This window comes from Chryseolinea soli (assembly GCF_003589925.1).
In the GTDB taxonomy this organism is placed as follows: domain Bacteria; phylum Bacteroidota; class Bacteroidia; order Cytophagales; family Cyclobacteriaceae; genus Chryseolinea; species Chryseolinea soli.
Genome location: NZ_CP032382.1, coordinates 365,829 through 381,120, shown reverse-complemented (window position 1 = coordinate 381,120; position 15,292 = coordinate 365,829). Strand labels below are relative to the sequence as shown.

The following is a 15,292-nucleotide window of genomic DNA, read 5'->3' as shown; positions in this document are numbered from 1 at the left end:
TGTCTATAGTGAAATAAAAACAGCGAAGGGCGATCACCCTTCGCTGTTTATTTTCAGGGTTATCCATTACCTTGCTGAAAGGCAAAGCGATCGACTTTGCACAGGAAGTGAAATGCCCGCGGATCATGCAGGCATTCATTTTTTTGTTTGTATAGTTTTCCGGTAAACGAAAGTTCTCATGAAGCGCTATGATGCGATAGGTGGAATTTTACTTTTGATGATCGTTTGTTCCTGCGGACGCAAAGCCGACGCCGTGTTTGAAATGATGTCGTCGCGTCATACGGGCATTCATTTCAACAATGTGCTGGAGGAAGACGAGCAGGTGAACGTGAACAACTACATGAACATCTACACCGGCGCGGGCGTGGCAGCCGGGGACATCAACAACGATGGCCTCACCGATTTGTTCTTTAGTGGAAATACCACCAGCAGCCGGCTGTATTTGAACAAGGGCGATCTCACGTTTGAAGACATCACCGAATCATCGGGCGTGCTCAACCACCGGTGGGCTACCGGCGCCGTCATGGCCGATGTGAACAACGACGGCTGGTTGGACATTTACCAATGCGTTTCGGGCGGTGGACCGGAATCGGAGCGGGGAAACCTGCTGTTCATCAACAATCAAAACAAAACCTTCACCGAATCATCCCGGTCCTACGGGCTGGCCGATAAGCGGCAAGCCATGCATGCTTCCTTTTTTGATTATGACGGCGATGGCGACCTCGATGTGTTCATCATCACCAACCCGGCATCGTACGAAAACATGGTGAATCACATTCAGCCGCGCAAACTCGACGGCACAGGTGTGAGCACGGATGTGCTCTACCGGAACAACGGTGACCACACGTTTACAGACGTTTCAAAAGAAGCCGGCATCTTGGTGGAAGGCTATAGCCTCGGCCTCGCCATCAGCGACATCAACAACGACGGCTGGCCGGACATATACATCTCCAACGATTTTATCGGCAGCGACATTCTCTACGTCAACAATCAAGACGGCACCTTCACCGATCGCGCGGCCGAATATTTGAGACACACCAGCTTTGCCGGCATGGGCAACGACGTGGCCGACCTGAACAACGACGGGTTGGTGGACATCGTGGAGCTGGACATGCGTCCGGAAGACAACAAACGATTAAAGCTGATCATTCCACCCACGGGCTACGACAAGTATCAACTGTCGTTGCGCCTGGGATATCTCCCCCAATTCACGCGCAACACCTTGCAGCTGAATAGGGGCAACAACACGTTTAGCGAGATCAGTTTCCTTTCCGGTGTGAGCAGCACCGACTGGAGCTGGAGTCCGCTACTCGCCGATTATGACAACGACGGCGATAAAGATCTTTTTGCCACGAACGGCTTTCTGCGCGACCTGGGCAACATGGACTACATCACGTATCAAAATATTTACAACACGCCGCTGGGAACCGTGCAGGCCAAAACGGATAAAAAACTGGAAGCCATCAAAGCATTGAAGGGCGCAGCACTAAAAAATTATATCTACTCCAACAACGGCGACCTCACCTTCACCAACCAAACCCAGGCCTGGGGCTTGCAGGAAGAAGGATTTTCGCACGGAGCAGCCTACGCCGACCTGGACAACGATGGCGATCTCGACCTGGTCGTGAACACGATGAACGAAGAAGCCCGCGTCTATCGCAACCACAGCGAGGCACTTTTTCACCGGAACTATCTCCGGATAAAATTCCGCGGCAGCGAAAAAAATGGAGAAGGTATCGGCACCAAGGTGTGGGTGTTTTGCAAAGGACAGGAACAGTACATGGAAAACTTCCTGAACCGTGGCTATGAGTCCACCATGGATGGAGTGATGCACGTGGGATTAGATTCGGCAGAGGTTGTCGATTCGCTGAAGGTGATCTGGCCCGATGGAAAGCACGAGACTTTAACTCAGGTAAAAGTCAATCAATTGCTCACGCTGGATTATGCTGCCGCGAAAGCGAAAACCACGGAGCTGCTCGTTGCCAAGCAAGCAACCTTGTTCAATGAAGTATCGCGCGCACTGGGAATCGATTTTGTACACCAGGAAAATGATTTCATCGATTTTAAAGTACAACCCCTGTTGCCGCACATGCATTCGCGAAACGGGCCGGGAGTTGCCGTGGCGGATGTGAATGGCGATGGGCTGGAAGATTTTTATGTGGGAGGTGCTTCCAGTCATGCCGGTGCACTTTTCAGGCAAGGGAAAGATCGAAAATTCAAGCGGATGGCACCGGGCGTCGACAGCTTGGGCGAAGAATTAGGTGTTTTGTTTTTTGACGCCGATGGCGACAAAGATGATGATCTATACATCGCCACGGGAGGGTCGGAGAAACCAAAAGATTCGCCTGCCTACAAAGACTACTTATACCTGAACGATGGCAAAGGAAAGTTCACCCTCGCGAAAGACGCATTGCCCGAACATCTTCAAAGTGGCTCCAGCGTAATCGCCTCCGACTACGATCGCGATGGCGACCTCGACCTGTTTGTAGGTGGACGGGTGGTGCCGGGAGAATACCCTTTGCCGGCCGCCAGCTATATTTTCCGGAACGAATCAAAGCCGGGTGAATGTCACTTCACAGATGCCACACAAGAACTGGCACCGGGCTTGTTAAAAGCCGGTCTCGTCACCTCCGCGCTATGGACAGACGTGGACAATGATGGCTGGGTTGACTTGCTCATCGCCGGCGAGTTCATGCCCATCACGTGTTTAAAGAACCAGAATGGAAAATCGTTTACATCCTTTGCAGCCGATGCTTTCCAGCACACCAGCGGATGGTGGAACAGCCTTGTGGCTGCCGACTTCGACCAGGACGGCGACATGGATTACATCGCGGGAAATCTCGGGCTCAATTCGCGCTATCACGGAACCCCGCAGGAACCGCTTTGTATCTACGCCAATGATTATGACAAAAATGGTTCCATCGATCCGGTGATGACCTATTATTTGCAAGGCCGGAAATACATCGTGCACACCCGCGATGAACTCATCAGCCAGATCACGGCCATGCGCCACCGGTTTGTCCACTATGCCGAATATGCCGAGGCCACGTTTGACGATTCATTCTTGAAATCGGAAATAGAAAATGCTTATACGGTGTGCGCCGAAAATTTTCAAACCAGCTACATCGAAAATCAAGGCAACGGCAAATTCGCGGTCAAGGCCCTTCCCATGGAAGCACAGTTCGCCCCAACGTATGGCATGACCACCGCCGACGTTGATGGCGACGGCTTTACAGATGTGCTGATGACGGGGAATATGTTCTCCGCCGAAGTCTCCAGCGGCCGCTACGACGCCTCTGTGGGTGTGTTTCTCCGCGGCGATGGGCAGGGCCATTTCAAGTTGGTGAACGCCCGCGAAAGCGGCTTCTATGCCGACGGCGATGCCAAAGGCGCGGCTTTGCTTCAGCAACCTTCGGGCAATACGTTGATGATCGTGGCCAACAATTCGTCGCGGCTAAAGGCGTTTGCCATAAAACAAGATAAGCACTACGCGCCGCGTGCCGACGATGCCTATGCGATCATCACGTTAAAGGACGGCCGGAAATACAAACACGAGTTTTACTACGGCTCGACGTACCTCTCGCAGTCGTCGCGTGTCCTCTTGTACACCGGAGATGCCGAACATATAGAAGTTTATAATTTCCGGGGTGAAAAGCGATGAGGTGGATAAGGTCCCGGGCTCTGGAGAGTAAAACGGCTTGAGGATATTCGTCTTTAAAAAATCGTGATTATGAAAAAATATGCTGCCGCGTGGTATGCGGCGTTCGTTATCGGTCTGGGCATGACAGCCTGCGAAAAGGAATACTATACCGTCGACGATTTTGCTTCGGTAAAAAAGATCGACACGCACACGCACCTCAACGCCAACAACGCCGCCATCGGCGAGCAGGCCAAAGCCGACAATTTCACGTTGCTGGCCGTAAACGTGGATGTGCCCGACTATCCCACGGTGCAGGAACAACGAAGCTTCGCCCTGCATCAAATTAAATCCGTACCCAACACGGTGAGCTTTCTCACCGCCTTCACGTTGCAGGGCTGGGATTCGGCATGGACGAAGCGCACCATTCCCTGGCTGAAAGAAGGATTTGACCAAGGAGCGCTGGGCATCAAGATCTGGAAGAACATCGGCATGACCTACAAGGACGCGACCGGTAACTTCATCATGGTGGATGATCCTAAATTCGACTCCGTCGTTCAGTACATCATCGACCAGGACAAGACCATCATGGGGCACCTGGGCGAACCCAAAAACTGCTGGCTCCCCATCGAGCAAATGACGGTGAACAACGACCGTCATTACTTCAAGGAACATCCCGAATACCACATGTTCCTCCACCCCGAATATCCCTCCTACGAAGACCAGATCAACGCCCGCGACCACTTCATCGAAAAACATCCCGACATGCGTTTCGTCGGCGCCCACCTCGGCAGCCTGGAGTGGAGTGTGGACGAACTCGCGAAACGTCTTGATAAATTTCCCAACATGGCCGTCGACATGGCCGAGCGCATTTCGCACTTGCAACACCAATCACTCACCGACTATGATAAGGTGCGCAATTTTATCATCAAATATCAAGACCGCCTCATCTACGCCACCGACTCCGAGATAAGAGATAGCTACGATGCCGAGGCTGTGCGAAAACACGTGCATGACATCTGGCTGCACGACTGGGAATATTTTGTAACCGACAACCAGATGACCTCGCCGGAAGTGAATGGTGAATTCAAAGGGATGAAGTTGCCGCGCACGGTGGTGAATAAGATCTTTCACGACAATGCCGTCCGATGGTTCAAGATGCCGGGCTAGAGATGGTTTGGCGGTTTTTATTTAAATTACGCCCTGTAATTTTGATATCTCCATGCGAACCGTTTTCGGGATAGCTTTTGTCGCTATTCATTTCCTTGCCACAGCCCAATCCGACTCATTTCCTTTCGGCCAGGTCACCTACCGCGATCTGGACATGAAGACTTACGCCAAAGACACAGCCGCCATTGCCGTGGTGTTGCGGGAAGAAGGTGATACCCACATCGAGGATGCCGACCCGAACTACCTCGTGTTTCACTATCATGTTAAAATAAAGATCCTGAAAAAAGCCGGTCAGGCGCTGGCAGACTTTGTCATCCCGTTGAGAAAGGGCGATGGCATATACAAGGAAGCTATGCGTTCGGTGACCGCCTCTTCCTTCAACTTCGAGAACGGAACGATGAAGGAGACCAAGTTGAACACCAAAGACCAGTTCACTGAAAACTCCAGCAAGTATCGCGACTACCGGAAATTCGCCGTGCCCAATGTGCGCGTGGGAAGTGTGATCGAAGTCGAGTATACCTTGGAGTCGCCATTCAAATTCACTTTCCGCTCGTGGGAGTTTCAGTCGGACATACCAAAAATTTCCAGCGCTTATAAGGCCACGATCCCGGCGAACTACCGGTACAATATTTCCCTTCGCGGCTATTTGAAGCTTGCCAAAAACGAGAGCAAGATCGAACGTGATTGCTACAGACCGAGAGGCTATTCGGCCGAGTGCACCGTGATGGATTTTATGATGAAGGATGTTCCCGCTTTCAAGGAAGAGGAGTACATGACGGCGCGTTCCAACTTTTTATCGGCTGTGTATTTTGAACTCTCGGAGTACCTCTATTTCGACGGGCGAAAAGATAAGATCACCAAGGAATGGAAGGACGTCGAAGATGAAATGAAAAAGCAGACCAATTTCGGCGTGCAACTCCGGAGAGGAGAGGACATCGTTGACCGGGAGGTGAAACAAATTATTGCCGGTGAAACCGACGAGCTCGTCAAGGCGCGCAAGATCTACGATTTCATCAAGGGTTGGTATCATTGGAACCACGTCTACGGTCTCTGGAGTGACCTGGGCATAAAGAAAGCCTTCGACGCCAAAACGGGTAACATCGGCGACATCAATTTGTCGTTGGTGGCGGCGCTGAAATATGCCGGCCTCAATGCCGATCCCATCATCCTCTCCACGCGTTCCAATGGATTGGTGAACGAGCTCTACCCTGTTATCACCGAATTTGATTATGTGGCGGCCTACTTATCCATAAAGGACAAGGTCTATTTGCTGGATGCCACGGACCCGTTTCTGTCGTTCGGCATGCTCCCCGAGCGCTGTCTGAATGGAAAGGGACGCGTGTTGGGTGAGAAACAGTCGTTCTGGTACGACCTCAAACCTTCCGAGAAGAACCGCAGAGTTTCTATTTTCAATTTGAAGCTCAACAAGGAAGGGCTCCTGTCGGGTACCGTGCAGGTCTCCCACTTTGGCTACAGCGCGTTGAACGAACGCAAGAATGTGGCCAATGAAGGCGATGAGAAAAAGTATCTGAGCAGCGAGTATCCCGGCGTCACCATGACTCAACCGCACATCGACAATTTAGACGATCTGAAAAAACCATTGAGCATAAAGTTTGAAACGGAAGCCGAACTGTTTGATCAAGCCACGGCAGAGAATTTTCTGTTCAATCCCTTCTTCCTGGACGAGGAGATAAAAAATCACTTTAAGTCACAGGAGCGGTTGTACCCGGTCGATTTCGGGGCGCCGTTGGAACAGACCGTGGTGATGATCCTGGAGTACCCCGAAGAATACGAAATCACCGAAATCCCGGCCAAGGTTGGACTGACATTGCCGGATGCAGGGGGTCGCTACATGTATAGCGTCCAGAATGTGGGCCATACTGTGACCATGAACAGCTCGTTCACCATCAATAAGACCGTGTTCAGCTCGCTGGAATATCACTACCTGAGAGAACTCTACGACCGGGTGGTAGCCGTCCAGAAAACCGATCTCGTGTTCAAGAAAAAGACCTGAAGGGTTTTGCCTTTAATCCCCGCAAACGGACGTTAACCGAATAATTTTGAGATTAATATAGGAATCGTAGACCTTTCCCGGGGGCTTGCCTTACCTTTGATATATTGTTAACTTACGTATAAACGCTCAGCTATGAAAAAGTCATTGGTGTTGTGGGTATGCTTGCTGGCCTCCTCCATAACCTTCGCTCAGCAAGCCACTGAAATTCAGGGAAACTATACCCTGAGGGATCGCTATCTGCTGATGAAGAGCAAATCGCAGAACTATAATGACTATAAGGTGATCAAGGAGACGGTTTTGGATGGAGTATGGAAGATTATCAATGACTCCCTGAGCGCCAAAAATGCCGCTATCCGGGGTGCCCAGGCCAATATTAATGGTCTGAAAGGCCAGTTGGCCAAGACGGAAGACGCCCTGAAAGCCAAGGAAAAATCCATGGCCGATATTCTATACGCCAGCACCCACATTACCGTGCTGGGCATCGATTTCACAAAAGGCGTGTTCCTGACGGTGATCACCTGCCTGTTGGGCGGCCTGATCGCCTTTGTGGCCGTTATTTTTGGCCGTATGCAACTGCAAAGCAAGTCCCTGAGCGAGCGAAACCTGGCCGTGAGCGCCCTCACCAACGAATTTGAGGAGTATAAGCACCGCGCCATGGACAAGCAAACCAAACTTTCGCGCGAATTGCAAGACGAGCGGAACAAGCTGGCGTCGATGCGCCATTCCTGAGAGGCCTTTCAGGCCCCAAAAGGGCATCTATATACATTCAAGTGCCGGATTTCTATTCCTGGAGCGGGAGTTGGACAATGAATTTGGCGCCGCCGTTTTCCTCGCTTTCCACCACGATGCTGCCGTTCAGCGCGAGCACCAATTCTTTTACAATCGACAGTCCCAAACCGGATGAAGTTTCGCCACCGGTGGGGCGGGCGCTGAGCCGTTGAAATTTCCCAAAGAGCTTTTGTTTGTCGGCGGCCGAAAGGCCAGGACCCTGGTCCAGCACTTCAAAGCGGATGTGCGTCTCCGTGCGCACCACGTTGATGGCGACTTCTTTGTGGGCGGGCGAAAATTTGATGGCGTTCGAGATCAGGTTCTCCAGGATGCGGCTCAACATCGCGGGGTCGGTGTGGATATTGAAATCGGGTACGTGGTCTTCCAGGATCAGCGAAATATTTTTCTTCTCCGCCGTTTGCTTGAACACGTGATACTGTTTTTTCAGTAAACTGTTGATGGCGATATATTCTTTATTGATGCCGTTTTTGCCCTGCTCGATACGGTTCACATCCAACAGATTTTGGATCAGCATATGCATGTTCACACACGAGCCCTCCATGAGGTTGAGGTATTGCAATTGGTCGGGCGTGAGGTTCGAGTGCTGAAGCTTCATCAGGTTGACCAATCCCAACACACCGTTGAGGGGACTCTTCAGGTCGTGGGTGGCGATGCCCAGGAAATGGTTCTTTTCTTCGTTGAGGCGAAGCAGCCGCGCATTGACATCGCGCAGCTGTTGCTCCAGCGTTTTTCGCTCGCTGTTATCGACGACGATGCTGCGGCTTGATACGAATTCTCCCCGCGTGTTGTAGATGGCCGTGGAGTTGAGCAATGCGGGAAAGGTCGTGCCGTCTTTGCGTTTCATGTCAAACTCCAGGTTGTTTAGATGACCCTCCTTCACAAACCGGGGAAAGTTCTCCGCGAAGATGCCGACGCTCTGCTCGCCAATGATGTCCCTGACCTTCAACTTGCCCACTACTTCCTCGCGGGTGTAGCCTAGCCAGCGCAGTTCGGTGGAGTTGATGCGCGTGATGGTGGTGTCGGGTGCGACGGAGTGATAGCCGCACGGCGCGTTGTCGTATAGGTCGCGGATCTCCAGGAGCGCTTCTTCGGCGCTGGCGCTGTTGGTTTGGAGCACGTCGTAAAAAGATTGTAGCTCTTCAAAATTATCCTGCAGGTCCTGGTTCAGTTTCTCGGTCTGTTGGGTTTTTCGTTCCAACTCCAGCGTGCGGTCCTGTACTTTTTGTTCGAGGGTCCGGTTGACGTCTTGCAGGCTGGCCACCAGTTCGTTGTTTCGTTTGCTTTGTTGAAGCAGCACATACAACGCATAGCCCGATACGAGACAGATCAGGGCGAAACTTATGTAGTGGATCGTATCATTAATGACATAGATGGTGCGCAACCTTGCGTCGCGTTTTTGCAGCATGGCTTCATGATACTGACGGAATTCCTCCAGCAGGCTGCGCAAATGCTCCATGCTCAAACGCCCCGTGCCTTTCTTAACAAAGACAGTCGCGGGGACCTGCCCTTCGCGGGCATAGATCTCGAGCGATCGCTTCAGCTCCTCCAGCTTTTCGTTGACGACGGGGGCGATTTTATCATTCACCAGTGCGCGTTGAGATGCATTGTCGGAAGCCAGCAACGTGAGCGCCTTTAGCTTTTGATCGACGACGGCGATGGAGTTTTGATACGGATGCAAATAGGCCGAATCGTTGGTGAGGATAAAGCCGCGCTGCCCGGTTTCGGCATCGAGCATGCTGGTGAGCAGGGAATAAGATTCGCGGATGATGTTTTGCTCGTGCATCAGCAAGTATGTCGTCTCTTTTTTCTCCGAGACATTATAGTATTTAATGGCACCACTCAGCAGGGTGAGTAGGATCGATACTACCAAATAGTTGGCAACACGATGCGGTGTTTTCATACAATGGGCTCCTTTTATTAAGTTAAGAAATTTACAGACCCCATGCTATAAAACCGTGCCGTTTCGCGCCCGGCCATCTGGCTTGAACGGGTTTTCAGGTTTTGGCCGATAACCTTACACTCAAAGGTTAATCCCTGTCTCCAGGTATTTCTTTGCGTCAATTTCGTCTGCCCGCAGACGCTTCAGCGAAGGAGGGCGCCTTTCTGGTGCCCGATGAAGCTTTAGCAAAAAGTAGGGACCGTGAAAAAAGGCTCCTGCCTATTCGCTCTTCTGCCAGGGAAATACCAAAAACACCCCCTGTCCGCAGAATTTCAGGAAACCTTACCTTTATCCTGTAACCATCTCGAAAACCCGAAGTTTCCCATCTTGAAAACTTTACCTCCGGAATTGGAAGCACTGACCGACAACGCCTTGATGCTCAAGGTCAAGGACAACGACCTCGACAAGCTGGGACTGCTTTTTGAGCGCTATAAGAAGCCTTTATACGGTTTTTTCTATGGCATGAACAAAGATGCGGACCTCAGCGAGGACCTCGTGCAGAACGTCTTCCTGCGGATCCTGAAGTATCGTTACCTCTTTCGCGGCGAGGGCGACTTCAGAACATGGATGTATCACATCGCGCGCAATGTGAACCACGACCACTTCCGCAAGAACAAACTGAAGGCAAAGGATTCCCTGGAACACTGGCAGGAACGGCTGGGCAGCGACGAGAACCGGTCGACCGAGTATCAGAAAGATGAAGAATTGCAACTTCTCTCCATGGCCATGGACAGATTGCCGGACGACAAACGGGAGATCTTGCTGCTCAGCAAGTTTCAGGACAAGAAGTACAAAGAGATCGGCGAGATCCTGGGATGTTCCGAGGGCGCCGTCAAAGTAAAGGTCTTCAGGGCCCTGCAGGATCTGAAGGCGGTTTATAAAGAACTGGAAAAACACATGTGATTATGAGTACGGAAAGAATACAAGAACTGATCGAAAAATACAACGCCCAACAGGCCGACCCCGCCGAGATGAAGCTCATCGAAAAGCTCATCGAGGAAGGACTCGTCGACATTGCCGAGTTGCACGGGTTGCAGGAAATGGAAGATCAGCTGGTGCGTATGGACCTTCCCCAGCCTTCCCTGAAGTTGGACGACGCCTTCTATCACATGCTGGCGGAAGAAAAAAGAAAGAGTAGCGGCTTTTCGTGGAAGGCTTTCTTTGCCTGGCCGGAGTTTGCACCACGCCTTGCCTTTGCATCGGTGACCTTGTTGTTGGGATTGGCCGCCGGATTTTTCCTGCGAGCTCCTCAACCACAAAAGGACCAACAGATTGGAGTACTGACACAAGAAGTAAGTGACCTCAAAGAGATGATGATGTTGTCGCTTCTGGAAAAAGAATCGGCCACCGATCGTCTCAAGGCCGTGAGCCTGAGCGAAGACATGGGACAAGCCAGTCAGAAAGTGACCAGCGCCTTGTTGCAAACGCTCAACCACGACGACAACGTGAACGTGCGCCTCGCCGCCCTCGATGTCTTGAAGGCCTACAGCAAAGACAGCAAGGTGCGCGAAGAACTGATCCGCTCCATCAGCAAACAGGACTCGCCCCTCGTGCAGATCTCGCTGGCAGAGTTGATGGTCGAATTGCAGGCGAAGTCATCGGTGAAAGAATTGGAGAAGATCCTTCGCAACGAGAACACACCGACCGATGTGAAGAAGAAGATCCGCGAAAGCATCCAGGTGATCATATAGTAATGGCTTTAAAACGTAAACCAGAAAGAAAATGAAAAAGTATTTGACCATAGCCTTCCTGTTCGTTGCAGCACAGCTGGTCGCACAGAGTTTTTCGGAAAAGATCGTGAGGGATTTCACGTTCGAAAAGAAAAGTGCCGACAATGCACTGATGATCGCCAACATCAACGGCAACATCTCCGTGCAGGGCTACGAGGGCGACAAGATCATGGTGGAAGTCACCAAAACCATCAACGCGAAAACGCAGGCCCGGCTGGAGAAAGGAAAGACCGACATTCAGCTTGGCGTGATCGACCTGGCCGATTCGCTGATCCTCTACGTGAGCGGTGAGTGCGGAAATTTCACAAAACAAACCTCCCGCAACGGCCACCACAACCGGAGATACTGGGGCTATAGCTGGAACAACGGCTGCCAGGACTGTCACCAGGAATACAGCTACAAAATGGATTTCACGGTGAAGATCCCCAACGGCGTGAACCTTACCGTGAGCACCGTGAACGATGGCGACGTGCAAGTGGAAAATGTGAACGGCGTGGTCATCGCCAACAACGTGAACGGCAGCATCCGCATGAAGAACCTGGTGCGCGGAACCGAAGCCAGCACCATCAACGGTGACGTGGACATTGAGTACGCCAAAAATCCCCCGCAGGATTGCCGCTTCTACACGCTGAACGGCGACATCAATGCCTGGTTCCAAAAAGGTCTTGCCGCCGACCTGAGCTTTGAAAGCTTCAACGGCAGCTTCTACACCAACATCGACAAACTCGAGTCGATGCCCGTTACGGTGGAGAAAAAAGAATCCAACAAAGGCATGAAATACAAAGTGAACGACAACCGCTTCAAAGTAGGCGCAGGCGGCGCCCTGCTGGACTTCGAAACGTTTAACGGCAACGTGTATCTCAAGGAAAAAACAAATTGATTGAATCATCGTGCTTCCTATCATGCTCGCCTTTCGGCGGATGAACAACAAGAAGGCACACATCAAAAAATATTTTTAACACAAAAAAATGACCTCGCTTGTCTTTCGCCCTTCGGTGGATGGCAAAGAGGACACTGGTAAAGAAACGACAACATTTTTAAGATAGAACGTACTATGAAAAAGCAATTGATAATCGCGATCACCCTCGTAAGTCTCGGGCTCCTGCTCATCACCACATCGATCACATCGGCGCAAACGCAAGCCTCGAACGAATTCACGGTGCCGTTGGGTGAGCCCGGCAAAAAAGGAAAATTGAAAGCCCAGATCAACTTCGGCTCCATCACGGTGAAGGGCACGGCACGAAAGGACATCCTGGTGAAATACACCGCCCCCAACAATGAGGAGCAGGACAAGAAGAGTTCCACCAAAGACGGCATGCGCCGCATCGGTGGTGGGGGCATGGACCTGGAAGTGTCGGTGAGCGGCAACACCGTGAAGGTGGGCTCCGACTCCTGGAACAACAAACTGAATCTGGAGATCGAGATCCCCTCCAACATGGACCTGGAAGTGAAAACCTACAACGACGGCGACCTCATGGTGACCAACGTGCAGGGCGAATTGGAGCTGACCAACTACAACGGCGAGATCACGGCGCTGAACATCTCGGGCTCCGTGGTGGCCACCACCTACAACGGCGACGTTAAGGTGACCTTCGACAAAGTGACGGACGGAACACCGATGTCATACTCTACCTACAACGGCGACATCGACCTGACTTTCCCCGCCGCGCTGAAGGCCACGCTAAAAATGAAAACAGAACAGGGCGACATTTACTCCAACTTCGAAGTGGATTTCAAGAGCACCGGCCCGGTGCAAAAGAGCGACTCGAAGTCGGGTGTCTACAAAGTGATCGTCGACGAATGGAAACGCGGTGACGTGAATGGTGGCGGCCCTGAGATCACCATGAAGAACTACAACGGTGACATCTACGTCCGCCGGAAATAGCATCAGCCTTTAAGCTTTGCGCCTTTCCTTGCGCCTTTTCGTCTCCGCGGTTCAACTTCTACCGCAAAGGCGCAGAGGCGCAAGGAAAGGCGCAAAGTTTTTTTATTCCCGTGAGATGCCGAATTCTACGCGGCGGTTCACCTTCCGGTCTTCCTCGTCTTTTTCGTTCACGATCGGTTTCGCGCTGCCGAAGCCATGGGCTTCGATTCGCCGCGATTCGATCTTGAATTGGTAAATCAGATAAGCTTTGATGGCATCGGCCCGCGCCTGCGACAACCGGAGATTGGCTTCTTCTTTTCCCTGCGAATCGGTGTGACCGGAAATGTCGAGCTTGAATTTAGGATGGTCGATGAGGAAGTTGGCCAGCTTGTCGAGGTCCTGGTGCATCGACGGGAGAATATCGGCCTTGCCGTTCTCGAACTCCAGCGACTTGAAGGCGATCTTGCTTTCGATCGGTTCGGCTTCCCGGTTCATCTCCGTGTCGCCGTCCATGAAGAAAAGCTCCTCGATGCGGAAGAAGTCGTCGCCCTGGATGATGAGCAAATAGTTCCGTTTGTTGATGAGGTTAAAATCAAACGAGCCGTCTTCGCGTAAAAATTTTGGCGCTACCTCCACACCTTTATCCAAATCGATCACAGACACGATGCCTTTGAAAGGCTTTTTGGTTTCCGAATTGATGAGCGATCCCTTGAGGTGCGCCGTGGCATTGGGTTGTGCCTCCATGGGCACGGGGAAGGAGTGAAGATCGAGATTGTTGATGCTCTCTTCTGCCGACCGCGCGTAGTATAGATAGTGCGATTCCGAATCGATGGTGAAATAATATTCGCTGCCCGGTCCGTTCACCAGCGGCCCAATGTTCTTCGGTTCTTCCCAGGCTGGACCCAGTTTGCGCGACTTGTAGATGTCGAAGTCGCCAAAGGTGAGGGGCTGGCCATTGGAGCTGAAGTAGAGCACGTTGAAAGCATGGTGAAAGAAAGGACTCACTTCAAAGCCGCGTGTGTTGATGATCGGTCCCAGGTTTTCTGCTTTTTGCCAGAGGCCCGTTTTTTTATCTTTTACGGAAAAATAAATATCCGAATAGCCAAAGCCTCCAATGCGGTCGGAGGCAAAGAACAATGTGTCGCCGCTGTGTGAAAGCGAGGGTTGCGAATCCCAGGCATTGCTGTTGACGGCGGGCCCGAGGTTTTTTACGTTGCCCCACGTACTGTCGGACCGGAGCACGGCGACAAACAGGTCGCAACTGCCATAAGAATCGGGCGAGTTGCAGCGGGCGAAGTAGAGGAGCTTGCCATCCTGGCTAAGACAAGCAGACCCCTCATTGTAGGGCGTGTTCACGTTTTTGAAAGGCTCGGCAAATCCCCACGTGCTGTCGCTCTTGAGGGTGTAGAACAAGTCTTCGTTATAGGATTTGTTCATCGGGTCGGCGTTCACGTTGCGCTTGGACGTGAACAGCAGCACATTGTCGACGTTGCCGATGGTGGGGCCGTAATCTTCCTTGTCGGAGTTGATCGCTTCGCCCATGTTGAGCAGCACACCCTGCGGCGGGCGGAGCGTGTCGATCTCTTTTCGATACGCCACAAGCTCATAATATTCTTTGAGTGGTACGTAAAGATCCTTCTCATTTCGCGTCAGCGTGTCGAATTCCCTTTTCACCTCCTTGCCGTCGAGGGTTTGAGGGAGGTGTTTGAGCACGAGTTTGTAGAGCAATACCGATTCGCCGGGAGGACCCATTTTTTGGGAGAGGCGGGCCAGGTCCCAGAGCAATTGGGCGTCGCGGGAAAAATTGTCGGGGCCGAAATTCTTGACAAAAGCCTTCAATTCGGCGTACTCCTCTTCGTAGGCCCCCACGGCCGCTAATTGCTTGATGTGCTGTAACTTCTCGTCGTTTTTGTAGTATCTGACCGTAGTGAGGTTGGGGAATAGGAAGATGTCAGATTGGCTGTAGCTTGTCAGGCTATCCTCCAACTGAACAACCCCGCCCTTCTTGAATTTTTTCTTTGGCTTTTGGGCCATCAGGGGGGCGTGCGCCAACAGCCAAAAGGCTGTGACAAAGATCAAAAAGTAGGTTTTCACGTAACCTCGTTTGGTAAAAAATTCACGCCAACCGGATAAAGTTGAGACAATTTTG

General features: G+C 51.7%; 10 protein-coding genes. 8 read left to right on the top strand and 2 right to left on the bottom strand.

The window, feature by feature from the left end:
* Window positions 1–178 precede the first annotated feature (178 nt).
* The 4 genes from D4L85_RS01360 to D4L85_RS01345 all read left to right on the top strand — a co-directional run bounded on the left by D4L85_RS01360 (window position 179) and on the right by D4L85_RS01345 (window position 7,550).
* Entirely contained in the window at window positions 179–3,661 is a 3,483-nt protein-coding gene (locus D4L85_RS01360; protein ID WP_119752630.1) for a VCBS repeat-containing protein, read from the top strand.
* A 69-nt stretch (window positions 3,662–3,730) separates the two neighbouring features.
* The gene (locus D4L85_RS01355; RefSeq protein ID WP_228450739.1) at window positions 3,731–4,807 is read left to right on the top strand and encodes an amidohydrolase family protein; all 1,077 of its coding nucleotides are present in this window, start codon (window positions 3,731–3,733) and stop codon (window positions 4,805–4,807) included.
* A 52-nt stretch (window positions 4,808–4,859) separates the two neighbouring features.
* Entirely contained in the window at window positions 4,860–6,821 is a 1,962-nt protein-coding gene (locus tag D4L85_RS01350) for a DUF3857 domain-containing protein (protein ID WP_119752629.1), read from the top strand.
* Window positions 6,822–6,953: 132 nt separating this feature from the next.
* Complete coding sequence (locus D4L85_RS01345) at window positions 6,954–7,550, top strand: hypothetical protein (protein ID WP_119752628.1); 597 nt, start codon at window positions 6,954–6,956, stop codon at window positions 7,548–7,550.
* A gap of 52 nt (window positions 7,551–7,602) precedes the next feature.
* Here D4L85_RS01345 and D4L85_RS01340 read toward each other — a convergent pair whose 3' ends face one another.
* Entirely contained in the window at window positions 7,603–9,510 is a 1,908-nt protein-coding gene (locus D4L85_RS01340; RefSeq protein WP_119752627.1) for a CHASE3 domain-containing protein, read from the bottom strand.
* A gap of 366 nt (window positions 9,511–9,876) precedes the next feature.
* Between D4L85_RS01340 and D4L85_RS01335 the strand changes: the two genes are divergently transcribed.
* The 4 genes from D4L85_RS01335 to D4L85_RS01320 all read left to right on the top strand — a co-directional run bounded on the left by D4L85_RS01335 (window position 9,877) and on the right by D4L85_RS01320 (window position 13,164).
* Window positions 9,877–10,452 carry an RNA polymerase sigma factor gene (locus D4L85_RS01335; protein WP_228450738.1) on the top strand — a complete coding sequence of 192 codons (576 nt, stop codon included), beginning with the start codon at window positions 9,877–9,879 and terminating at the stop codon, window positions 10,450–10,452.
* 2 nt (window positions 10,453–10,454) lie between these two features.
* On the top strand, window positions 10,455–11,240 hold the full coding sequence (locus D4L85_RS01330) for a HEAT repeat domain-containing protein (protein WP_119752625.1): 786 nt from the start codon (window positions 10,455–10,457) through the stop codon (window positions 11,238–11,240).
* A gap of 31 nt (window positions 11,241–11,271) precedes the next feature.
* Window positions 11,272–12,159, top strand: a complete 888-nt coding sequence (locus D4L85_RS01325) for a hypothetical protein (protein ID WP_119752624.1) — start codon at window positions 11,272–11,274, stop codon at window positions 12,157–12,159.
* A 174-nt stretch (window positions 12,160–12,333) separates the two neighbouring features.
* Window positions 12,334–13,164: a DUF4097 family beta strand repeat-containing protein gene (locus tag D4L85_RS01320; protein ID WP_119752623.1), complete on the top strand. Its 831-nt coding sequence runs from the start codon at window positions 12,334–12,336 to the stop codon at window positions 13,162–13,164.
* A 102-nt stretch (window positions 13,165–13,266) separates the two neighbouring features.
* Here D4L85_RS01320 and D4L85_RS01315 read toward each other — a convergent pair whose 3' ends face one another.
* Window positions 13,267–15,237, bottom strand: a complete 1,971-nt coding sequence (locus D4L85_RS01315; RefSeq protein ID WP_228450737.1) for an OmpA family protein — start codon at window positions 15,235–15,237, stop codon at window positions 13,267–13,269.
* Between the last annotated feature and the right edge of the window lie 55 nt (window positions 15,238–15,292).

Excerpts from the sequence above, each read along its gene's own strand:
- D4L85_RS01360 (WP_119752630.1), top strand. The coding sequence starts at position 179 with ATGAAGCGCTATGATGCGATAGGTGGAATTTTACTTTTGATGATCGTT.
- D4L85_RS01355 (WP_228450739.1), top strand. The coding sequence starts at position 3,731 with ATGAAAAAATATGCTGCCGCGTGGTATGCGGCGTTCGTTATCGGTCTG.
- D4L85_RS01350 (WP_119752629.1), top strand. The coding sequence starts at position 4,860 with ATGCGAACCGTTTTCGGGATAGCTTTTGTCGCTATTCATTTCCTTGCC.
- D4L85_RS01345 (WP_119752628.1), top strand. The coding sequence starts at position 6,954 with ATGAAAAAGTCATTGGTGTTGTGGGTATGCTTGCTGGCCTCCTCCATA.
- D4L85_RS01340 (WP_119752627.1), bottom strand. The coding sequence starts at position 9,510 with ATGAAAACACCGCATCGTGTTGCCAACTATTTGGTAGTATCGATCCTA.
- D4L85_RS01330 (WP_119752625.1), top strand. The coding sequence starts at position 10,455 with ATGAGTACGGAAAGAATACAAGAACTGATCGAAAAATACAACGCCCAA.
- D4L85_RS01325 (WP_119752624.1), top strand. The coding sequence starts at position 11,272 with ATGAAAAAGTATTTGACCATAGCCTTCCTGTTCGTTGCAGCACAGCTG.
- D4L85_RS01320 (WP_119752623.1), top strand. The coding sequence starts at position 12,334 with ATGAAAAAGCAATTGATAATCGCGATCACCCTCGTAAGTCTCGGGCTC.